The following is a 22,807-nucleotide window of genomic DNA, read 5'->3' as shown; positions in this document are numbered from 1 at the left end:
ATCAACCCTTTCTTTGAACTTTATTCTATGTTTTATGTACTACTATTTACGGAACTATACCCGCAATAGTTTCACATTAAGAAAGATTTTTTAAAATTTTTTTGAAAGGCTGTGAGGAGCGTTGGAATTTAACAACACATTAGCAAATGAATATGAAAAGGGTATTCGCCGTACATTGCCTAGTTATGATGCCATGCTACGTTTAATACAAACTTTTTATCATTCTAGGCTATCAGAAAATGCTAACATGCTAGTCGTGGGAGCAGGAAGTGGCAATGAAATTATACAGCTTGCAGAAGGAAGACCTCACTGGTCATTCACTGGCATTGATCCATCAGAATCCATGCTTACTATAGCTAAAGAGCGTTTACTCACTCTTCCTAATGATATGTCATTCCATCAGGCTACAATACTTGATGCTTCGCTGCCTTCTACTCAGTATGATGCGGCAAGTTGTGTTCTCGTCTTGCATTTTATTCATGATTATAAAGAAAAGCTCGAAACAATAACAGAAATAGCAAGACATTTGAAACCTGGAGCACCATTTGTCCTTGTTTCAAAATATGGTCAGCTAGGCTCTTTAGAAACAGAACTACAATTTGATTTATGGCGTTCTTATTGGCTACAGCATACTAGACTTTCTTTATCCGATGTAGCAGAGATGGAAAAATCCATTCGTTCCCTTTCTTTTATGAGTGAAGAGGAAATTTTAACACTTTTACAAAGTGCGGGTTTTACTAAACCTTCTAGATTTTTTGCCACTACTTTGTTCGGTGGTTGGGTATGCTTTAAAGAGGAGCGCTAACAATTTTGTAGTAAATAATTTGAGGTGAAAACCGTGATAAGCACCATTGGCATTACAAAGCAACAACAATTGTTAAAGGATTTTCCATTAGAAGAGATACATCAGCAAGAATTTGAATGGTATTGGGTTGATTTTAATTGTCCTACAGCCGAGGAGGAATCATTGTTGGATACATTTTTCCACTTTCACCCTCTCGCTATTGAAGATTGCTTAATGAGGTTGCAGCGTCCTAAGCTCGATTTTTATGATGATTTTCATTTCTTTGTCATTCATCGGGTAAACGAAGAGACGTTAGCTGCGGAGGAGGTTAATATTTTTGCCTCCAATAAATTCATCATAACCTTCCATAAAAATCCTGTCCCTGAGATAGAGAAGGTGCAAAAGATGCTGGAAAACCAACCGAAGAATTGGGAGCGAGGTACTGTATACCTAACGTATCAAACTATCGATAAAATTGTTGACAGTTATTTTCCACTCGTTTACAAAATTGAAGATCATCTAAATGCTTTAGAAGGTGAACTTACATACCAAAGTAATGTAAATGCCATGAAAATTGTCTTCGAGTTCCGTAGTGACTTGCTTGACTTAAGACGTACTATTTTACCAATGCGTGATCTTTTATATCGCATTCTCAATTCTTACCGTTTCTCACTAAAAAAATCGGAGAGAGCTTATTTTGGAGATATCTACGACCATCTACTTAAGCTAACAGAGATGGTTGAATCTAATCGAGAGCTTACAGCAGACATGCGGGATAGTTATATGGCTATGAGTTCTAGCCGCATGAATGGCATTATGATGACTTTAACAATTGTATCTACTATCTTTATACCACTTACCTTCATTGCTGGTGTGTATGGGATGAATTTCGATAACATGCCTGAGCTACATGGGCAATACAGCTATTTTATTGTACTTGGGATTATGATAATTATCGTTATCTTTATGTTGGCTGTCTTTAAACATAAAGGCTGGTTTAAACTGTTTAAACCATAAAAAGACTGCTCGTTTTAATGAAAACGAGCAGTTTTTTTAATCTATTAATACGGTCCTCTGTCATCAATCTTATTATCACCCTGCTGTGGAAATAAAAAGTAGGCTAATACCCCTGATCCCAAAGCTGCACATATGGTAATTAATAATTGCTCAATATCTGGTACCTCAGCATGGTAGTTTCGTAGCATATAAACAGAACCAATGGCAACAATCACCATGACAGGAATAACAAATTTAAAACGTTTTTTCTCCATACCACCCCTCCTTCCATTTTTATTTTCGTACGATTTTTAGATTGCTAAACAGTTCGTATTTTACAGGTTTCCTATTTTAAATTCAAATTTACATCGCTTCACCATTTGGACTAACAATAAAGTAAAAAAATAAAGAAATATCCAATTTTTTAACCAAATATTCAGCAAATAATAGTAAAATAGATTTAATCCCATTTATTTATTAAATATACAAACCTAACAAATTTCAAAAGTGCTTATTTACTTACAATTTATTATGGATATTAAGAATGGAGCAAATAATAATGAGTTGGTTTTCAAAAAATAGTAGTTCTAGCTACGCAATTACATTAACACCTGAAAATTTTAAGAGCGGTGTACAGTTAGATGTATTGAACCACCCCAATCTTCAAAAACAATTACAACTTTTAAATTTAACACTTGAGGATTTAGCTATCATTAAGCAGCTACAGCCTTTAGCTAAAGACTTAATTCCTGAAATGGTGGAGAAATTTTATGCAGCCATTAGTTTGAGCCAAGATTTACTTGATATTATTAATAGAACATCACATATTGATCGTTTAAAAATCACGTTACATAAACATTTAAGTGACATTTTTGAAAGTCATATTAATGATGCCTACATTGCTGAACGAAAAGCCATTGCTGAGGCTCACGTTCGAATTGGCTTGCAGTCAAAGTGGTATATTGCCTCATTCCAGTCACTCACTACTACTTTTGCAAACTTTGTGAATGAGGTGGATATTTCTAAAACAGATGCTATTCGTGCTATAAACGCATTTTGTAAAATTATTAATTTTGAGCAACAACTCGTGATTGAGGCATATGAAAAAGAGGAAGAACGTATTCGCTCAGCAGCAGATGCAACAAAAAATTCCCTAGTAACGACGATCCAAAGTACTGCAGAAGAGCTTAATGCCATTAGTGAAGAAACAGCCGCATCATTATTAGTGATTTCCTCACAAACAGATGATATTGCTGTAGCAACCAAGCAAGGATTGAGCTTCGTAGCAGATACACAAGAAAAATCAAGACGAGGCCAACAGCAATTGAAAGAACAAAATGATTTAATCCAAGTTATTTTGCAAAGTGTCAATGGTCTTGAGGTAACGATGAACCAACTACGTACCTCTTCTCAAAAAATTTCTGAAATCGTTGGGCTAGTTACAGGCATTGCTGATCAAACCAATTTATTAGCATTAAATGCTTCTATTGAGGCTGCACGAGCTGGAGAACATGGGAAAGGTTTTGCAGTAGTGGCTGAGGAAGTTCGTAAGCTTGCGGAGGAAACAAAAAATGCCGTCCAAAATGTTTCTCACCTTATTAAGGAAACAGAAAGTAATATTACGACTATGGCTAATTCAGTTACTAATGTTGATCAAAAAATTCAACATAGTGTCAATACACAAGAAAGTTTATCCAAGTCATTTAATGATATTGCTGATGCAGTTTCTGGCATTCAGCAGCAATACGTAAATACATCTAGAGATATTTCTGCCATTTCCAATTTAATCACTGAATTATCACAGGGTGCTACACTAGTCTCTTCTTCTTCCGACTCGCTCATTAATGTTGTCAATGAACTAAATATGTAAAATAAAAAAGGGAACTCATTTGGAGTTCCCTTTTTCCTTAATGCGGCAATGCACGTTTTTGTTTACGGTGCTCTCGTCTTGCTGGCCCAGTTTCAAATAAACGCTTCTCTTCATCTGTTTCAGGATAGATTGAGGGAACTGGTACGGGTTTCCCTTCCTCATTTACTGCAACCATCGTGACAAATGATTCTGTCGTTAATTTTTCCTCGCCAGTCTCAATATTGCGAGAAACAACGCGAACATAAACCTCCATTGAAGAACGTCCTGTAGACGAAACAATACTCTCGATTTCAAGAATATCTCCTACATGTGCAGCGGATAAAAAATCAACCGAGTCAATAGAAGCTGTCACTACAAGGCCTTTCGCATGTTTCATTGCTGTAATAGCAGCAATTTCATCAATATAAGCTAACACTCTTCCACCGAAAATAGAATTGTGATTATTTGTGTCTGGGGGTAATACGAGACGCGATTGAACCGTACGTGATTGGCTCATGGGTACAGCGTTGTTTAGCATAATTCTTGCAACTTCCCTTCTCATGTTGTTCTTTCGTCATCGTATCGCAGAAAAAGAGCTGATGCAAATTTAGAACGATTTTTTCATCGAAATAAATTTCATATCAGTCATTTCTTCTATAGCCCACTTAATTCCTTCACGTCCATAACCACTCATCTTTACTCCACCATATGGCATGTTATCTACTCGGAATGTCGGAATATCATTAATAATGACAGCACCAGCCTGTAATTCATCTGCTGCATATAAAGCATCTGACAATATATTCGTGTAAATACCTGCATTTAGGCCAAGGTCCGACCCATTTACAAGTCGAATTGCGTCGTCTAATGTTTCATATGAAACAATTGAGACGATTGGTGCGAATGTTTCCTGACAAACAATTTTCATATCAGCTGACACATTCGTCATAACTGTTGGCGTTAAAGTACGTTCAGTAAATACGCCTCCAGTTGCAATCATAGCCCCCTGTTCTTGTGCCTCCTCAATCCATTCCCTAATACGTTCCACTTCATTTGGATTTATCATGGCACTAACATCTGTTGTCTTCTCTAATGGATCTCCTACTATAAGCTTTTCTGTTTCTGCAACAAATGCTTTAGTAAATTCATCAATAATGGAGGAATGCACATATATACGTTGTAACGAAATGCATACTTGTCCCGCAAAGTTAAAAGCACCGCTTACACAACGACTGATAATTTTATTTATCGGCGTAGATGGTTCGACAATTACTGCTGCATTAGAACCTAGCTCTAAAGTTACTTTACGTAAGCCTATTTTTTCTTTAATTTTCAAACCAACCTTACCACTACCTGTAAAGGTTACTTTTTTGACGTATGGATGTGTGACAAGCGTATCACTAAGCTCGCCTCCACTTCCTGTCACAATTTGTAATGCCCCATCAGGTAATCCTGCCTCTCGGAAAATTTCAGCCATAACGATAGCACTTAGTGGCGTTTGTGTTGCTGGCTTTAATACAACTGTATTGCCTACTGCAAATGCTGGACCTAACTTGTGTGCCACTAAATTGAATGGAAAATTAAATGGCGTAATGGCAGATATTACACCTAAAGGTTCTCTTTTTGTCCAGCCTATTCGATCCCCTGCTCCAGGGGCTGCATCCATTGGAACCGTCTCACCTTTTGATTGTTTAGCTCCCTCAGCCGCAAATTGATAGGTTGCGATTGTACGGTCAATTTCAGCTAAACCTGCAACAATAGGTTTTCCAGCCTCCAAGGCTAAAATCTCTGCAAGTTCTTCTTTTCTTTGTCGCATTATATCAACGACTTTATATAATATTTCGGCACGTTCGTAGGCTGTTGTCTTTTTAAACGATTGGAATGCCTGCTGCGCACCTTCGATAGCTTTCTCTACATCTTGAATAGATGCTTTAGCTACATGAGCAATAACCTCACCGCTATATGGAGAAGCTAGCTCATAGCTTTCCTCTGCATCATGCCACTGACCATTAATCCAAAGTTTTGTATCCTTCATCCTTCAAATGCACCTCCAAATAATCATGTTCTTCTTTATTCTATCACGAAGAACTTGAACTAGACGCAATGGCAGCTGCACTAACCGCTGCAATCATTGCTGCTTGCTGTGCTTGGATTAATAGCTCAATAGAAGACATAATGGTCATGGACAAAGACTTTTGTACCTTTGCCATATCATAAATAGCAAATTGTACAGCCATAAAGAGCACAAATTCACGATGCCATTTTAATAACTTCATGTCTTTTAATTCATGGTATAAATCAATCAACCCTTGAAGTTGTGCTTTATCCAGGTTAAGTATGGCTAAAAAGCCAAGTAAAGGATAATGCATAGCCTTGACTTTAACGTTTTGCTTTTTGAGCCCATCACGAAGGGTTACAACATCGGGTACTAGCTGACCATCAAATTTGGGTGATAAAAATGTTAATACCTGTGAAAGCCATTGTAGCTCATTGCCAGCATTAAAATTATATGTTCTTAGTTCTTTATAGTATCGATTCATGGTATCCGCGCGCAATTCAACATCATCAGATGGACTGCTTAATAATATGGCATAAGGAATGTCCTCATATGAGGTTAAAAATGGATGATGTTTACGTATAGCATCAAATAAGGCTCTTGCCACCTGTGCATGCGTCTTTTTATCCTGTTCATCCTCCGTCAAGAATTGTGCTCCAATATAGCTAAAATTGCCGCTTCTGAATTTCGCTTCCTTTAAGATGCTCACATTTGTAAGTAAATTCTTCACTGCCTTTTCTGCATCATCTTGCTCCATGAGGTTGGCAGCAATACTATATCCAACGGTTGTCCGTAAAGGAGACAGCCATGAAGATTGCTTCTTCATCTCTTGTAAAACATTTTTATACTTCATTGCATCAAAAGTTTTTCCTGAGGCTACAAATGTACTAGCAATAGCTAACACAATTTTACGGTCCACCGTCCAGCCTGCAGCCTTTGATACCTCCTCTACTGTATTGGCAAATTCATTTTCAATCATCACATAATCCATATTTATCACACTCCTTTACCCGTTTTACGTAACATAATGTGAGAAAGATTCACCCTCTTTGTAACAATTAACATAAAAAGTAAACATAATTTAATGTATGTTACTTACTTTATTTGATTTAATAGAAAATATTAACAACCTATAAAGGAGGTATGGCCGATGTTAGCAAAAACCACAAAGAAACTATTATTTACCATGACCTTAAAGGATCGATTAAATCTATTCCTTTTCCTAAAAAATTCATCCAATAATATCGCTTTACATACTCTTTTCCATAAAAATTAATATCAAAACACTTGAACGCCCAAAATCAATATTCATCATTCCTATAAGAAAAGAGTCATGTGTCCTAAAGCCTCCCTTTCCATACAATAACTTTTCTACTTCCAGATAAAAAAACAGCGGCAGAAAAACTTTGCCGCTGTACAGATAATCTGTTAAATTAATCCTAGCTCTTGCAGCTCTTCAGATTTGAAGGCTCTTGACCTTGTTAGGAAACGTTTTCCTTCTACTCCCTCGAGTGAAAACATGCCGCCTCTGCCGTCCACCACATCCAATATGATTTGTGTATGCTTCCAGTAATCATATTGATTTTTGTGCATATAGAAAAGAGCACCACCCACTACACCAAGGCACACATCCTGATCTCCTATTAGCAAATCCCCTTCTGGATAACACATTGGTGAGGAGCCATCACAGCATCCGCCTGATTGATGAAACATAACGGGCCCATGTTTCCCTTTTAATAGATCGATTAGTGCTAGCGCTTCTTCCGTAGCTAATACACGTTCAACCACGCTCATGCACCTCCCTACGAATTAGAAGAAACCAAGTTTGTTTTCGCTATAGCTTACTAATAAGTTTTTCGTTTGTTGGTAATGCGCTAACATCATTTTATGATTTTCACGACCAACACCCGACATTTTGTAGCCACCGAATGCAGCATGTGCAGGATATGCGTGGTAACAGTTTGTCCAAACACGACCAGCTTGAATTTCACGACCGAAGCGATATGCCGTATTAATATCTCTCGTCCAAACACCTGATCCTAAACCATATAATGTATCATTCGCAATTTCCAATGCTTCCTCTTTCGTTTTAAATGTCGTGACAGCAACTACTGGTCCAAAAATTTCTTCTTGGAATATACGCATTTTATTATGTCCTTTGAAAACAGTTGGTTTAATGTAGTAGCCATTTTCGAAGCCTTCACCCACATTATTTTTGTCTCCTCCAATTAGACATTCTGCACCTTCTTGCTTACCAATATCTAAATAAGAAAGAATTTTTTCCATTTGCTCACTAGATGCCTGTGCACCCATCATTGTGTTTGGATCAAGTGGGTTGCCAACTTTAATGGCTTCTACTCGCTGTAATACGCGCTCCATAAATTTATCGTAAATAGATTCCTGAATCAGTGCACGGGAAGGACAAGTACATACTTCCCCTTGATTTAGAGCGAATAGCACAAAGCCTTCAACAGCTTTATCTAAAAAGGCATCATCTTTATCCATAATATCTTCAAAGAAAATGTTTGGCGACTTACCACCCAGTTCTAATGTTACTGGAATAAGATTTTGAGAAGCATATTGCATAATTAAACGCCCTGTTGTTGTCTCACCTGTAAAGGCAATCTTACCAATGCGTGGATTTGATGCAAGCGGTTTCCCTGCTTCTAAGCCAAATCCATTCACAACATTAATGACACCTGGTGGTAGTAAATCTTCTATTAATTCTAAAAGCACCATAATAGATGCTGGTGTTTGTTCTGCAGGTTTTAATACGACACAGTTTCCAGCTGCAAGTGCTGGCGCAAGCTTCCATACAGCCATTAATAACGGGAAGTTCCAAGGTATAATTTGGCCAACTACGCCAATTGGCTCGTGGAAATGATAAGCAACTGTATCGTTATCTATTTGGCTTACTGAGCCCTCTTGAGCACGTAATACCCCAGCAAAATAACGAAAATGATCAATTGCAAGAGGGATGTCTGCATTTAATGTTTCGCGTACCGCTTTACCGTTATCCCATGTTTCAGCAACGGCTAGCTTTTCTAAATTTTGCTCAATACGGTCCGCAATTTTAAGTAAAATGTTTGCGCGTTCTGTTGGTGATGTTTTGCCCCATGCATCCTTAGCAGCATGTGCCGCATCTAATGCATGTTCAATATCCTCAGCTGTGGAACGTGCTATTTGTGTAAAAACTTGTCCAGTAACAGGAGTAACGTTATCAAAGTATTGACCCTTCACTGGGGGTGTCCATTCGCCACCGATATAATTATCATATTTCTCTTTGAATTGAACTACCGATCCTTCAGTGTTTGGAAATGCATAAACCATTTTACTTCTCCCCTTTACACAATTTAATGAGAACTATCTACAAAAAACGTTATTTTATATCGGAATAACAATATTTTCATAGAAACCCTCTCACCTAATATATTGTCAGAAACATAAAATAATTTCAACTTTTTCAAAAACTTTTCCAACTAATTTATTTTTGCTAGAAAAGCTTCTAGCATTCACTGTAAGTGCAACGTTAAGGTATACTTAAAAATAATATAAAATATAGGAGAACAATATGCGTATTAATAAATATTTAAGTGAAACAGGCATCATATCTCGTCGTGGCGCTGATAAATGGATAGCAGAAGGAAAGGTAACAATTAACGGAGAAGTGGCAACAGTTGGTAGTCAAGTTGAAACAGGAGACATTGTTTGCGTGGATGGAAAAGAGGTAAAGAAAGAACAACAGCTTGTTTACATTGCTCTAAATAAACCTGTCGGCATTACAAGTACGACAGAGCGTCATATAAAAGGCAATGTTGTTGATTTTGTCAATCATCCTCTACGTATTTTTCATATCGGGCGTCTTGATAAGGAATCAGAGGGGCTATTGTTATTAACGAATGATGGTGATATCGTCAATAAAATTCTACGTGCTGAAAATCATCATGAAAAAGAATACATTGTTCAAGTTGATAAGCCTATAACTGCTCAATTCATCCAAAAAATGGGTGCAGGTGTCGATATTTTAGATACAACAACCCTACCATGCCATGTGGAAAAGATTTCAGATAAAGTATTTAAAATCATTTTAGAGCAAGGCTTAAACCGCCAAATTCGTCGAATGTGCTCAGCACTAGGGTATTCCGTTAAGCGTCTACAACGCATTCGTATTATGAATATTAAGCTTGGTAATTTAAAGGTAGGGCAATGGCGTGATTTAACGGAGAAGGAACGAACAGAACTATTCAAACTACTCAATTACACACCAAAATAGATACATCCAAAGGGAGGGACGAGGACTATGATATCCATTCAAAGCACAGAACAACTAACAGGGGTAAGAATTAGCGCGGATTATTGGGATTTAAATGAACTAATTAATGCTATTTATAAAGTAACTGGTGACGAAAATAAATACTATGATTATCAGGGTCCTCGACTACGTATTTTAAGCGTTTGCTATAAACTAAGACATGCTATGCTTGGTGAGAATCACCTAGAGTTTGTTAGTAATGGACTGAATAAGAGCGTTCTAACACAACATGAACTCATCTTTCCAAATAAGAATGTCTATTTTTCAACAGACATTCTTTGGCCAGAAATTATCTTTAGTGCAATCGCATTAAATGATTTTATTGAACTGCACCAAAAATTAAACAATGCTTCTATATGGAATCATGAGATAGCTATTATACGCAAATTTCAAGCGGCTATTGCTGAATGTTTAGAGCAGGAGATAAGTGACGAAGATTATGGTGTGTTTTTAAAAATGTTACATGCTAAAAATCCCTTAACTTTCCGTTTTGCAACTCAATACGTGGATATTCTAAATCTAGAATATATTGAATTAAGTAAAGAGGAACGTCAGGCACATTTAGCTGCATTTGCTGTGCGATTACTGGTAGAGGACCATGAATATGTAGCATTAAAATCCCATCTAATGGAAGCAGCTATTGCAACGAAACAAGCATTACATGATATTCAAATTCAACTTAATTATCCTGAAGAAATATTGTGGTGAACGAATCATGCCGTCTCAAAATAATCGAGACGGCTGTTATTCTATTCAATTGTTTTGTAGGCCATTTTATAAATAACTTCCTGGTGCTGAGGATAATCTGCTAAAAGCTCTTCCTGTGTGAACAATTCAAAGTCCTCAAAGTCAAAGCCTGGCGCCACCATACATCCGACTAAACTAAACGTTTCAGATTCCTCCACCGACGAGCCGAAAATTGTATGCTTTGGTACTGCAAGCTGAGGGACTTCACCCGCTTCTATATTCAAGCCAAGCTTCTTCGCTTCATATGTCCCATCTGGGAAAATCATATGAACGGTTAGAGGGCTTCCTGCGTGATAATACCATAGCTCGTCCGATTGTAGACGATGAAAATGTGAGATATCCTGTGAGCGCAGGAGGAAATATATACTAGTATAAATTGGTCTCTGTACATCTCTCACTGCTATATCGTCCGATGCACGAAACGATGAAATGTAATAGCCCCCTTCAGGATGTTCGGCTAACTTTAAATGTTCAATAAAATATTGTGCTGAATACTTCAAAAAGCATCACTCCTTTTTTCAACCTTACCAAAAAGTAAAGTGGAAATGCTACCTCTGATTTTCTTTCAACATACAAGCCAAAAAGGACATCTCAGCATGAGATGTCCTACCATTTTTATAATCCGCCTAAATAAGCTGCCTTTACTTGCTCGCTCTCTTGTAGCTCTTTTGCTGAACCAGATAAAACAATACGCCCTGTTTCCAGTACATATGCACGGTTAGCGACAGATAATGCCATATTAGCATTTTGCTCTACAAGTAATACGGTTGTTCCTTCTTTATTAACCTGCTCAATAATATTGAAGATATTTTTCACCATCAACGGTGCAAGACCCATCGAAGGTTCATCCATTAATAACAGTTTTGGTTTTGCCATTAAGGCGCGCCCCATCGCCAGCATCTGCTGTTCCCCACCAGACAATGTACCTGACTGCTGTTTTCGGCGCTCTAATAATCGTGGAAATAACTCGAAAACATGATCCATATCTTTCTTAATACCTGCTTTATCATTACGCAGATACGCACCAAGCTCTAAGTTTTCCTCAACTGACATATTGGCAAAAACACGGCGTCCTTCTGGAACGTGAGAAATCCCTGATTTAACAATAGTCTGTGCCGCTTTCCCAGCTATCGAAAAGCCTTCGTATTCAATAATGCCACCTTTTGGCTTTAATAAACCTGACAATGTCTTTAAGAGCGTGCTTTTTCCAGCACCGTTTGCACCGATTAACGTTACAATTTCACCCTCGTTTACTTCTAAAGAGAGGCCCTTTAATGCTTGGATGTTGCCATAAAAAACATCGATATTTTGTACTTTTAGCATTAGCCGATAACCTCCTCACCAAGGTACGCTTCTATTACCTTTGGATTGTTGCGAATTTCTTCTGGTGTTCCGTCAGCGATTAATTGTCCGTGATCAAGTACGTAAATGCGCTCACAAATACCCATAACTAAGCTCATATCATGCTCAATCAGCAATATTGTTAAGCCGAACTCTTTACGAATAAATGCAATTAGCTCCATTAAATCATGGGTTTCTTGTGGGTTCATCCCTGCTGCTGGTTCATCCAATAAAAGCAGTTTGGGATTTGCCGCTAACGCACGAGCAATCTCTAAACGACGTTGCATCCCGTATGGCAAATTCTTAGCTAGCTCGTCTTTATAGACATCTAAGCCAAAGATTTTTAAGAACTCAATGGACTGTTGCTCCATTTCGGCCTCACCTTTGAAATGCATAGGTAAACGAAAAATAGAAGCCCACATAGAATGCTTTGCAAGTGAATGATTGGCTACCTTTACATTGTCAAGAACAGATAGCTCTTTAAATAATCGAATATTTTGGAACGTACGGCTGATCCCTTTCTGTGTAACCTGATAGGGTGCAAGTCCATTCAATTTCAGACCATTAAAAGTAATTGTACCTTCCGTAGGTGTATATACCCCTGTTAACATATTAAAGCTAGTTGTTTTCCCAGCTCCGTTTGGCCCAATAAGTCCTACCAACTCGCCTTGGTTAAGGTACATATTAACACCCTGTACTGCCTTTAAACCACCAAATTGAATACCCATATTTTCAACATTGATAAGAAGGTTTCCAGTCATTATTTCGTACCTCCCTTTTTACCAAACTTAAATAATTGTGTTATCTCTTTCGTTCCCATTAAGCCTGTTGGACGATAAAGCATCACGATAATTAATACTAAACTGTAAATAATCATACGCGTTTCTGGGAAGTTTGCTAGATAAGTAGACACGACTGTTAGGAAAATCGCTGCAATCACTGAACCAGAAAGACTTCCTAAACCACCAAGTACAACGTAAATTAAAATATCAAATGATTTTAAGAAACCGAATGTTGTCGGTTGGATAATGTAAAAGTTATGTGCAAAAATGGCTCCCGCTAGACCTGCGAAGAAAGACCCAATAGCGAATGCAACAACTTTATAGTAAGTTGTGTTAATACCCATCGCATCTGCTGCTATTTCATCTTCTCGAATGGAAATACACGCACGCCCATGACGAGAATTTGTAAAGTTTGAGATCACTAGAATCGTTAACACTACGCCAAAGAATGCGTATGTCCAGTTCGATAAATATTTAACCTGCATCCCTGCGGCGCCACCAACATAATCCGTATTTAAAAAGATAATACGAATAATCTCTGCAAATCCAAGTGTAGCAATCGCTAAGTAATCCCCTTTTAAACGAAGCGTTGGAATCCCTACGATTAAACCAGCAACTGCTGCTGCTACAGCCCCTAATAGGATGGCCAATGGGAATGGTAACATTAACTTTGTTGTAATAATAGCTGATACATATGCTCCCACTGCAAGGAATCCAGCATGCCCAATTGAAAACTGTCCAGTAACACCAATAACAATATGCAAGCTAACAGCCAACATGATGTTAATACACATTGTGATCAACATATTTTTATAGTACAAATCAATTACTTCTGTTGTAATCAACAATTGTACAACTGCATAGATGACTAGCGCTATTACGGCATAGCCCCAGAAAACTTTAGACTTTTTCATAAAACCGCTCACCTACACTTTCTCACGGGCGTTTTTACCAAAGATACCCGATGGTCTGAAGATTAAGATTAAAATTAAAATAACGAATGCCGCTGCATCACGCCATAACGAGAAGCCAAGTGCACTTACTAAGGACTCTACAACACCTAGTAACATACCACCAACCATAGCGCCTGGGATGATACCAATACCACCAAGAACAGCTGCGATAAATGCTTTAACCCCAGGAATAACACCCATTAACGGGTCAATTTTTGTATAATAAACCCCAAAGATAACACCTGCTGCGCCAGCTAAAGCTGAACCAATCGCAAACGTTGCAGAGATTGTATTGTCAACGTTAATACCCATTAAGCGAGCTGCATCTGCATCGTGGGAAACAGCACGCATCGCTTTACCGATTTTCGTTTTATGTACGATGAATTGTAAAAGAATCATCAGTACAACTGCGACTGATAAAATTAAGATGGAAGTACTACTGATTTGAACGCCAAAAATATCGAATGATTTATTTTTGAAAACTTCAGGATATGCTGCTGGTTGAGCACCTCTGAAGAAAATCGTTGTATATTCAATTAATAGCGATACACCTATCGCTGTAATTAAAGCTGCAATACGTGTCGCATTTCGTAAACGTTTATAGGCAATACGTTCAATTAATACACCAAAAATTGCACAAACTAACATCGCCAATAATAATGCTGGGAAGAAACCAAGCTCCCATTTAGCAATAGCGTAAAAGCCAATAAATGACCCAATCATGAAGACATCACCATGAGCAAAGTTAATCAGCTTGATAATACCGTATACCATCGTATACCCTAACGCTATTAACGCGTAGATACTTCCAAGTGAAATACCGTTCACAAGTTGCTGTATCCATTCCATGCGCATTCACTCCTTTAAATTTTCTGAAAATTGAAAAATAAGTACATAGATCGATACTAAAAGTTATGTTTTGCTCTACGATTCTAGTTATCTAACACACAAAAAAGGAAGGCGTGTTTACCCGCCTCCCCCTTGCTTACAAAACATTAAGGATTAACTTTAGAGTTGAACACTTGTTTACCGTCTTTAAATTCAAGAACTGTTGCTGTTTTAATTGGGTTATGATTTTCGTCAACTGAGAAAGTACCTGTTACTAAAGAAAGATCTTTTGTTGCAGCTAATTCATTTTTAATTGCTTCCCCATCTGTAGAGCCTGCACGTTTAATTGCATCAGCAATGTAGTAAATTGTGTCATAACCAAGTGCGTTGAATGCATCAGGCGCTTTGTCACCATTTGCCGCTTTAAATGCCTTTACGAAATCTTGAATTTTTTGATCTGGGTCTTCAGCAGAATAGTGGTTTGTGATGAATGTGTTATTCAATGCATCCGCGCCAGCTAATTCAATTAAAGTTGGAGAATCCCAACCATCAGCACCCATCAGAGGTACATCAATGCCCATTTCGCGTGCTTGTTTAACAATCAAACCTACTTCTTCATAATATCCAGGGATAAAGATAAAGTCTGGATTTGCCGCTTTAATATTTGTTAATTGTGTACGGAAATCTGTATCCTTCGCTACATAAGCTTCTTCTTTTACAACTTTTCCGCCACTCTTCGTAATCGTTTCTTTAAAGGATTTTGCTAAGCCTTTTGCATAGTCTGATGCATTATCTGCAAAAATAGCTACATTTTTCGCATCTAGCTCACCTGAAGCAAAATTAGCTGCTACAATCCCCTGGAATGGGTCAATAAAGCATGTACGGAAAGCATATTCATTAACACTGCCATCCTCGTTTACCGTGATATTCGGTGCTGTACCAGACCCCGTAACAATAGGAATTTTATTATCATTTGCAATTTGAACAGTTGCTACTGTATTACCTGAAGTTGCAGGTGCTAGCATTGCTACTACTTTATCCTGCGTTGCTAGTTTAATAGCAGCTGAAGTTGCTTCAGAGTTCTCTGATTTATTATCTACTTTAATCAGTTCAATTTTTTTACCATCAATACCGCCAGCATCATTAATTTCTTTTACAGCCAGTTCTGCACCTAGCCCAATAGAGGAACCATAAGATGCTACATTCCCTGAAAGCTCTAAGTTGGCACCGATTTTAATTGTATCGCCATCAGATGAACCTCCGCCTGATGATGAGCCTCCGCCAGAACTTGAATCGTCTCCGTTACCGCAACCAGCAAGAACACCAGCAAGTAATGAAGATGCTACTAAAAGTGAACCGAACTTCTTAAGCTTTTTGCTCTCTCTCATAATTAAATTCCCCCTGAAAATTTCTCAAATATTAGATATTTCTGATAATTATAAACAATTAAATTCATTTACTCAATAGCCAAAATAATTATTTATAACTATCTAAAAACAAAAGAAAATATTATTCATATAAGCCTTTTTCATTGTAAAACATTCTTTATATTTAGTCTAGAGTGATTTTTCAGTATAATTAGTTATTTGTGAATTATCTTTTAATTCAAACTATAGACTAGTACAAAACTATCAGATGAAATTGTTTTTTCAACATAAAGTCTGCATAATTTATAGAATCACTTCCTCTATTACAATTATTTCCCTGAAAATAATCAAAAGAATACGAATAACTAATTGCTTATATCTGTACTGCTAACAGGAAAAAGCTTAGAGTGGGTTTCCCCATACTCTAAGCTTTTTTTAATTCAAAGACACAAAGGCGCTCATTAATATTTGTTTCATTTTCTAAATGCACTTCATGAAGCAACTCAAATGGTGTTCCATGATGTAAAAATTGTAAATAATCGTAAGGCGGATAATATAAAATTATATGAATATCTCTCATTCGTTGCTCATAGGATTTCCAAATATTATGAATGACTGCGCGAAAAATATGGATGGAAAAGGGATTAAAAAAGAAAAACACATTATCACGTGACTTTATTTCATATGATTCGGCTATTGTATGAATAAACTTAATAGGGGCATGTGCTCTCATTTTTTGAAGATAACTACGTTTATTTTCTTCAGCCTCCGTATAAAACCCTGCATCCATTTCTATCCCAATGGTTGGTATATGGAACTTATGATGCACATAAATAGGAACTCGCCCTTTTCCGCACCCCATATCAATAAATACTGGATTGTCAGGCATCTGATACGCAGCGAATAATTGCTCCAATCCACTGTAGGGTGTTGGCTCATAACGATGATAGTGTGCAAGCTTAGGAAAGCCATATTGCTCTCCCACTGTGTTTATATGCAAATGTTTATCAAATTGCTGTTCATTCATATGAAAGGACTCCTCAGAAAAGAATGATTTATTTTAACACGATAAAAAGCAAAAACCATACCCAAAGATATTGGATATGGTTATTTTCTAACGACCTCTACGTTTAAATTTAACAACAAAGAGAAGTGCAAGAAGGAGTAGCACTAGGCATGTAATGGCTGTAAACATTGTATTTTTATCAATAACAGGCTCGAGATTCGCAGCTTCACTATTCGCCCCAGGCATTCCCATTAGGGCTCCATTTCCATCAGGAGGTTGCATTTGTTCTCCATTTTGTCCATTTCTCGGACCCTCGCCCTCTCTATTAAAAGGTGGGCTCTTTGATGGATCAAAGTCCTCTGGTAGCTGACTTGGATCAAAATCATCTGGCATCCAATCCATTTCACCATTTTCACTTGGTATTGGCATACCCATATTGCCCTGAGAAGACGTAGATGCTTCCACAACAAGCTCCCCAGACAGTTGCTTTAATATAGATTCTGAGCGCTGATTGGCAAATTCCGGCAAGCTATTTTCACCTTCAACTGCTTCTAAAAACTGCTCCGTAGTAGAGAATTTGGTTGGATCCGCCTCCACATAAGTAGTTAATAGCACAGCTAATTTTTTAGTAATAGATTGCACGTAAGCTTCTGTTAAATAAGTTGTCGCTAGCTCTTCTAAATAACCTTCATATTTGTCACGATATTCATCATTCGAAAGCAATGCCTTCAAGAGTGGCCGCTCCTCTAATGTTGTGCCAGAAACAGGTGTTGTCACACTAAAATTAATAGCACTATCATTTATTAGATTGCCCGACATGCCCATTCCCATGTCAACGCCGCCACCTCGTTGTTGCTGCATACCCCTATCACCAGTTTGATCGGGTTGTTCATTGTTTTGTGCCACTGGTTTTTCCATATTAGTAGTAGCGTCAGCTTGATTGTCACCGTTTCCTCCTGCTATTCTACCGCCTCCAGCCCCAAAGCCACCAAAGGACATGTTGTAATCCCAAGGAATAATAGAAAACACACCGTTCTGTTCATATAAATAATAGTTATGTTTCATATTCCCTTGATAACTATCTAAATTCACAAGTGCTGTGTTGACGGCAAAATAACGTAACATTTCATCCACATCGATATACTTTTCTATGTCTCCACCATTATTAATTGCGTCTAGCATTTCAACTAATTTGGATTGATTAATAGTACCTTCATTTGTTTTTAATCCGATACCTGTATAGTCTTCGATATCGTCGCTTATATATTTTAAATCGCTGCCTGTCCCATCTGGCTTAAATAAAAAACCATCATTAGAGCCGTAATTATTAGCCAGGAATGTCTCATCCACAGCTTCTACCCCTAAGAACAAACCCCGCTCCTCACCATTCACTGTGACATACATATAGGAGTGTGCTGGTGTTGGTAAACCCATTTGCTCCATCAGTTCATAGGAGATATACTCTCTCATTAATGTAGCGTCACTATAATTATTATTTAAATTTAATTTTTTTAAGCCATACAAGCTTTGTGTATCATCATAATAATCAAAATCGATTTTTAAGCTATAGCGATCTGAGTCACTATTGACAACCGATCGTAATGATAGATTGCCCTTTGTACGAATAGCAACATTCTCAACTTTCTTGCCGTTTACTGTAATATCTGCTTGTTTTAATTCTTCAGCAGAAGCATTTTCGAGCATGTCAGCCCAATCTTCCTCAGCAATTTCAATATCAACTCTTGTTACTTTATTTTTATTAAATACTATATTCTCATAGGAGAACTCAGAATTTTTCGTTTCAATGCCTACATTCGGAAGTACAGCATATATCACGACAAAGAGAAGGAGTAAAATCACCATGCATAGATAGACAATTCGTGTTTTAATCATAGCCGTCACCTCTCATCGTAGTTCTATTTGTTAATGAGGTCATTACGCTGTGAAATTCCCATCATAGCTCAGCATAATAGCTGATTTTACACCAGCTACCTTTGTTAGTTCATCCATCAATTTTGCATCATTTTGTTTTACACGAATTTCATAAGTTGTTTCGATTTCATTCTGTTGCATAATGGATTTCGATTTGAGAGCGAATTTTTTCGTTTGCGCAGCAATAATTCGCTCAATTTCAGCATTAGCCAATTCCTCTTCAAACTTTACAATCAGTAAATACGGATTTTCTACCGTTATTTTATTAACGAATATTAGCAATACAAGTCCGATTAAAACAGCACCAATAATCACTAATGGAATAAAGCCAGCACCACATAAAATACCTGAAACAATTGCCCAGAAAATATAGACTAAATCCATGGGATCCTTAATAGGTGTACGGAAACGTACAATAGATAAGGCACCAACCATACCAAGTGACAGCAGAACATTTGAACTGATTCCCATAATCACTAGTGCTGTTGCCATTGTCATTATAAGCAGTGAGATATTGAAGGAATGTGAGTAAATGACTCCATTAAAGGTCTTCTTATAAACAGCATAAATGAAAAGCCCAATAAAAAACGCGACTACTAAACCAATAATTGAATCGATTAATGAAAACGAGGTTGTTTTTTCTAAAAAGTTAGATTTAAAAATATCACTAAATTTAATTGTATCCATTGTTCATTCTCCTTTATTATTAGCCATACATACGACTAAGTTGATATTTTGAATAGGCCTCCGCACGAGTATCCACTGACTGTAGTAAATATTTGATGATGTCTGGTAGATATTCATCGTACTTTACCTCTAAAATTACAAGATTAGGCTCCAGCACATCGACCATAGGCAAGTTTTGATTAAACATATCCGTGTTGCGTAGACTCGATTGCACCTTACTATCAAATGTCACACGCACATTGCCAAACGGATAGATATAGGCTTCTCGCTCGTAATCCACTACCGTAGTAGGTCGCAACTGGTTGTAATTCATCTCATGATATAAATCTCGAATTAGCGCTCGGTCATCATTCTCCATCCATGCTATCTCGCCAATACGTAGTTTTTCATACTCAGCTTGAGATATTGAACATTTTGTTTTAAAGGTCACATTGTTACGCTTACTCTTCCGCTCAAGATTTATAACATCACTAGACTTGCCGTATATGCGTACTCGATATTTATCTCGATTAATAAAGCCTTCTTTTTTCTCATTTAACACTTTATTAGCAAAATTATCGAAGTACGTACTACGAATCAAATATTTACCGTCTAACCCAGCATGATGATCTCGCTGCATAACATGCTGAAGCCTGACTTTTAATAATGCATAATCTGGATAGGAGATCGCTTGTTTTATTTCTTGGCGACCATTTGGATTAAATGAAGTAACTATTGGCATTTCATCACTCTCCCTACTTGTATTAGTGTCAGACTGACGAACCTTTAATGCTGCTCGTCCCTTTGTTCATTTCCCGTCTCCATCGTTTACTATAAAGGGCTTTTGTGTCAGGCAGATGTCAGCTTTACAAATTCTTCAACTCTCTTTTACAAAACAAAGCAGATTTCTGGGAGAAGGATTAAACCAACACTAAGAAGGCTACTACGCTCTTATAGCGTAGTAGCCTTTTGCAACACTAATTCAAAATGTGTTCCAGAGGGATTGCTTTCAATTAATCGCAAATCGCCCTCAAGAGATTGGGCCATCATTTTACTAAGTGGTAATCCTAAACCCAAGCCGCGAACAGTATATTTTTTATTTTCCCCTCTATAAAAGCGCTCAAAAATAAATGACTGATCCTCTAGAGGGATTCCTTGTCCTGTGTCCTTCACCATCACTGACAGAGCCTCGCCATGTTCTATCAACCTCAAGGTTATTGTTCCTTTGTCCATCGCCTGTTTAGCATTGGTTAATAGGTTTGTAATGATCTGTTGGATACGAACAATATCTATCTGTACAAGCACAGGTTTTTCTAACAAATGTAAACGGACTTTTACATGTTCATCTTCCTGCATGACTTCCCACTGTGCCACTGCCTCTCGTAGTAGCTGATTAACATCTACTGACTCTATCTGCACAGGAATAGCATCGACAGCAAAATGGTTAAAGGCAAGTAAGTCACCAACCATTGTTTTCATTTTTGTCGTTTCGACCATAGCCATTTCAATGAATTCTATAGCATCCTGTCCCGTTACAACACCATCTCTTACAGCCTGTAATAAACCACTTATAGAGGTGACAGGTGTTTTCAATTCATGGGTGACACCTGCTAGTAATTCCGTTCGAGTTTTCTCCAGCTGTTCTAATTTATTTGCCATATTTTTGAAGGAGGAAACAAGCTCATAGATCTCCTTTTCCTTACTATATTGAGGCAAATCAATTGCATAATTGCCTTCCTGTACATGCTTGGCAGCCTCAGCTACTTGTTTAATGGGATGGGCCAAACGCTTTGACAGAAAGTAAATAGCGATCCAGCCTAATAATGCTAGTGCTCCAATTAATATGGCAAGCTGTCCATATGCTTGTTTAACTCTTGTTAAATTCTCCTTCTTCTCCATCACCAGGGCCCAGCCCAATAACTCATGATTATTTTCTATCTTTCTTTTCACTATATATTCAGGTTCAAGTCCATCCTTTATTTCCTTAGTACCTTCTTTTCCATCTAACATTCCAGCTACATTTTTAGCACTACCAGGGGGTACAGGACGGTTGCTAGTCAGTATATTTCCCTCTGTATCTACAACATACAAAATCGGATCGATCTCTTTCATATTAAAACGCTGACGATCCCCTATGAAACCTGGAATACCATTTATAGGTCCATTATTAGGATTTGTTGTATCCGTTAAACGATAGACCGTCTCGTCTGCTAAAAACTCCATTAATTCTAATCGATTTTCAAATGTTGTATGTCGAATCCACGCTGCTGAGATTAAAGATATAATAGCTAAGCCTATAAAAAGTGTCAGTAAATATCGGCTCGTCCAATATTGAAGTAAGGATATTCGCTTATTTTTTTTGAACACTTAGCTGATACCCCAATCCACGAAGTGTCTTTATTTCTCCTTCCGCTTCATCCCATTCTTTTAAAGCCTTCCTAAGCCTCTTTATAGCTAAATCTACAGCACGATCACTACCCTCATACTCCCATCCCCAAACTTGATCTATAAGCTGATCCCGGGTAAACGTTTGATTGGGGTGGTCAGCTAAAAACATGAGCACTGATAAATCTCTTGGCGTTAATACAATCTCTTCTCCACCCAAAAGCACTTTATGCGCTTTACAATCAATCACTAGAGACCCATACTGCTTACTAGTAGCTGAATCAGAACTACCTACAGCACGTCTTAAAACAGCCCTCACTCTTGCAACAACTTCATCTGCGATAAAAGGCTTGGCAATATAATCATCTGCCCCATGATCAAACCCCTCTAGACGGTAATTAACCTCACCTAATGCTGTTAACATGATAACTGGGCAAGTACTTCGTTCTCTTATTTCTTTTAAAATGGACCAACCATTTTTTTCTGGTAACATAATATCTAGCAACACTAGATCTGGCTGTGTTTCACGAAACATGACCAAGGCTTGACCACCATTGAAACATTGTGTCACACTATAACCCACTTTTTGTAAATACACCTTTAAAACCTGGCTTATTGGATATTCGTCTTCTATTACTAGAATGTTTGCCAAAGTCAATCACCTCGCTACGAGTTCACTCTTATATTCATTATAGCACTGGATTATGTCAGTTAAATGTCAGCCTATCCATTACCCATAAACTACTAGCACAGATTATATAGAGGACATCTATTGACAATGTCTTCCTCAGCCACTTATCATT

The 22,807-nt window shown here is 37.6% G+C and carries 23 protein-coding genes and 1 pseudogene; 6 read left to right on the top strand and 18 right to left on the bottom strand.

What is annotated here, in order from left to right:
* Positions 1-121 precede the first annotated feature (121 nt).
* Together EW028_RS17625 and corA are read left to right on the top strand one after the other, a co-directional pair.
* A complete protein-coding gene (locus EW028_RS17625; protein WP_131521805.1) occupies positions 122-805 on the top strand; it encodes a class I SAM-dependent methyltransferase in 684 nt (227 codons plus the stop codon).
* A 33-nt stretch (positions 806-838) separates the two neighbouring features.
* On the top strand, positions 839-1,801 hold the full coding sequence (gene corA / locus EW028_RS17620) for a magnesium/cobalt transporter CorA (RefSeq protein ID WP_048395530.1): 963 nt from the start codon (positions 839-841) through the stop codon (positions 1,799-1,801).
* Positions 1,802-1,845: 44 nt separating this feature from the next.
* Here corA and EW028_RS17615 read toward each other — a convergent pair whose 3' ends face one another.
* Entirely contained in the window at positions 1,846-2,055 is a 210-nt protein-coding gene (locus EW028_RS17615) for a hypothetical protein (protein ID WP_066038316.1), read from the bottom strand.
* A 269-nt stretch (positions 2,056-2,324) separates the two neighbouring features.
* On the opposite strand from EW028_RS17615, the pseudogene EW028_RS26095 reads away from it, so the two are divergent.
* A pseudogene (locus EW028_RS26095) lies at positions 2,325-2,885 on the top strand (protoglobin domain-containing protein); the annotation flags it as partial.
* On the top strand, positions 2,868-3,650 hold the full coding sequence (locus EW028_RS26090) for a methyl-accepting chemotaxis protein (RefSeq protein WP_255501697.1): 783 nt from the start codon (positions 2,868-2,870) through the stop codon (positions 3,648-3,650). The pseudogene EW028_RS26095 and the gene EW028_RS26090, both read left to right, overlap by 18 nt.
* Positions 3,651-3,687: 37 nt before the next feature.
* Here EW028_RS26090 and EW028_RS17605 read toward each other — a convergent pair whose 3' ends face one another.
* From EW028_RS17605 to adh, 5 genes are all read right to left on the bottom strand, one after another.
* Positions 3,688-4,167: an acyl-CoA thioesterase gene (locus EW028_RS17605; protein WP_131521803.1), complete on the bottom strand. Its 480-nt coding sequence runs from the start codon at positions 4,165-4,167 to the stop codon at positions 3,688-3,690.
* A 69-nt stretch (positions 4,168-4,236) separates the two neighbouring features.
* On the bottom strand, positions 4,237-5,664 hold the full coding sequence (locus EW028_RS17600; RefSeq protein ID WP_131521802.1) for an aldehyde dehydrogenase family protein: 1,428 nt from the start codon (positions 5,662-5,664) through the stop codon (positions 4,237-4,239).
* A 43-nt stretch (positions 5,665-5,707) separates the two neighbouring features.
* On the bottom strand, positions 5,708-6,676 hold the full coding sequence (locus tag EW028_RS17595; protein WP_131521801.1) for a DUF4003 family protein: 969 nt from the start codon (positions 6,674-6,676) through the stop codon (positions 5,708-5,710).
* Between the two features lie 437 nt (positions 6,677-7,113).
* On the bottom strand, positions 7,114-7,473 hold the full coding sequence (locus EW028_RS17590; RefSeq protein WP_131521800.1) for a DUF779 domain-containing protein: 360 nt from the start codon (positions 7,471-7,473) through the stop codon (positions 7,114-7,116).
* A gap of 21 nt (positions 7,474-7,494) precedes the next feature.
* Positions 7,495-9,015 (bottom strand): aldehyde dehydrogenase, encoded by a 1,521-nt coding sequence (gene adh / locus EW028_RS17585; protein ID WP_004233561.1) that lies wholly within the window; start codon positions 9,013-9,015, stop codon positions 7,495-7,497.
* Between the two features lie 241 nt (positions 9,016-9,256).
* On the opposite strand from adh, the gene rluF reads away from it, so the two are divergent.
* Together rluF and EW028_RS17575 are read left to right on the top strand one after the other, a co-directional pair.
* Positions 9,257-9,958 (top strand): 23S rRNA pseudouridine(2604) synthase RluF, encoded by a 702-nt coding sequence (rluF, locus tag EW028_RS17580; protein WP_131521799.1) that lies wholly within the window; start codon positions 9,257-9,259, stop codon positions 9,956-9,958.
* Positions 9,959-9,985: 27 nt separating this feature from the next.
* Positions 9,986-10,705 (top strand): DUF6904 family protein, encoded by a 720-nt coding sequence (locus EW028_RS17575; RefSeq protein ID WP_131521798.1) that lies wholly within the window; start codon positions 9,986-9,988, stop codon positions 10,703-10,705.
* 41 nt (positions 10,706-10,746) lie between these two features.
* Here the strand turns inward: EW028_RS17575 and EW028_RS17570 are convergent, their stop codons facing one another.
* The 12 genes from EW028_RS17570 to EW028_RS17515 form a co-directional block, all read right to left on the bottom strand.
* Complete coding sequence (locus EW028_RS17570; RefSeq protein ID WP_131521797.1) at positions 10,747-11,244, bottom strand: cupin domain-containing protein; 498 nt, start codon at positions 11,242-11,244, stop codon at positions 10,747-10,749.
* Between the two features lie 115 nt (positions 11,245-11,359).
* Positions 11,360-12,067, bottom strand: a complete 708-nt coding sequence (locus tag EW028_RS17565) for an ABC transporter ATP-binding protein (RefSeq protein WP_048395515.1) — start codon at positions 12,065-12,067, stop codon at positions 11,360-11,362.
* Positions 12,067-12,846, bottom strand: coding sequence for an ABC transporter ATP-binding protein (locus tag EW028_RS17560; protein ID WP_131521796.1), 780 nt, complete (start codon positions 12,844-12,846; stop codon positions 12,067-12,069). Before EW028_RS17560 ends, EW028_RS17565 begins: the two co-directional genes overlap by 1 nt.
* Complete coding sequence (locus EW028_RS17555) at positions 12,846-13,781, bottom strand: branched-chain amino acid ABC transporter permease (protein WP_016992163.1); 936 nt, start codon at positions 13,779-13,781, stop codon at positions 12,846-12,848. Before EW028_RS17555 ends, EW028_RS17560 begins: the two co-directional genes overlap by 1 nt.
* Before the next feature lie 12 nt (positions 13,782-13,793).
* A complete protein-coding gene (locus tag EW028_RS17550; protein WP_131521795.1) occupies positions 13,794-14,669 on the bottom strand; it encodes a branched-chain amino acid ABC transporter permease in 876 nt (291 codons plus the stop codon).
* A 146-nt stretch (positions 14,670-14,815) separates the two neighbouring features.
* Positions 14,816-16,036 carry an ABC transporter substrate-binding protein gene (locus tag EW028_RS17545; protein WP_016992165.1) on the bottom strand — a complete coding sequence of 407 codons (1,221 nt, stop codon included), beginning with the start codon at positions 16,034-16,036 and terminating at the stop codon, positions 14,816-14,818.
* Positions 16,037-16,439: 403 nt separating this feature from the next.
* Positions 16,440-17,042 carry a class I SAM-dependent methyltransferase gene (locus tag EW028_RS17540; RefSeq protein WP_131521794.1) on the bottom strand — a complete coding sequence of 201 codons (603 nt, stop codon included), beginning with the start codon at positions 17,040-17,042 and terminating at the stop codon, positions 16,440-16,442.
* An 87-nt stretch (positions 17,043-17,129) separates the two neighbouring features.
* Positions 17,130-18,914: a CotH kinase family protein gene (locus tag EW028_RS17535; protein WP_131521793.1), complete on the bottom strand. Its 1,785-nt coding sequence runs from the start codon at positions 18,912-18,914 to the stop codon at positions 17,130-17,132.
* 42 nt (positions 18,915-18,956) lie between these two features.
* Positions 18,957-19,640 carry a DUF4956 domain-containing protein gene (locus EW028_RS17530; RefSeq protein WP_131521792.1) on the bottom strand — a complete coding sequence of 228 codons (684 nt, stop codon included), beginning with the start codon at positions 19,638-19,640 and terminating at the stop codon, positions 18,957-18,959.
* A gap of 19 nt (positions 19,641-19,659) precedes the next feature.
* The gene (locus EW028_RS17525) at positions 19,660-20,361 is read right to left on the bottom strand and encodes a polyphosphate polymerase domain-containing protein (RefSeq protein ID WP_131521791.1); all 702 of its coding nucleotides are present in this window, start codon (positions 20,359-20,361) and stop codon (positions 19,660-19,662) included.
* Between the two features lie 209 nt (positions 20,362-20,570).
* Positions 20,571-21,986, bottom strand: coding sequence for a sensor histidine kinase (locus EW028_RS17520; RefSeq protein ID WP_131521790.1), 1,416 nt, complete (start codon positions 21,984-21,986; stop codon positions 20,571-20,573).
* Positions 21,970-22,656: a response regulator transcription factor gene (locus EW028_RS17515; RefSeq protein ID WP_103119010.1), complete on the bottom strand. Its 687-nt coding sequence runs from the start codon at positions 22,654-22,656 to the stop codon at positions 21,970-21,972. Before EW028_RS17515 ends, EW028_RS17520 begins: the two co-directional genes overlap by 17 nt.
* Positions 22,657-22,807 lie beyond the last annotated feature (151 nt).

The sequence above is a fragment of the Lysinibacillus sp. OL1 genome, assembly GCF_004332175.1.
Lineage (GTDB): Bacteria > Bacillota > Bacilli > Bacillales_A > Planococcaceae > Lysinibacillus > Lysinibacillus capsici.
This window is presented reverse-complemented; position numbering and strand designations above follow the sequence as displayed.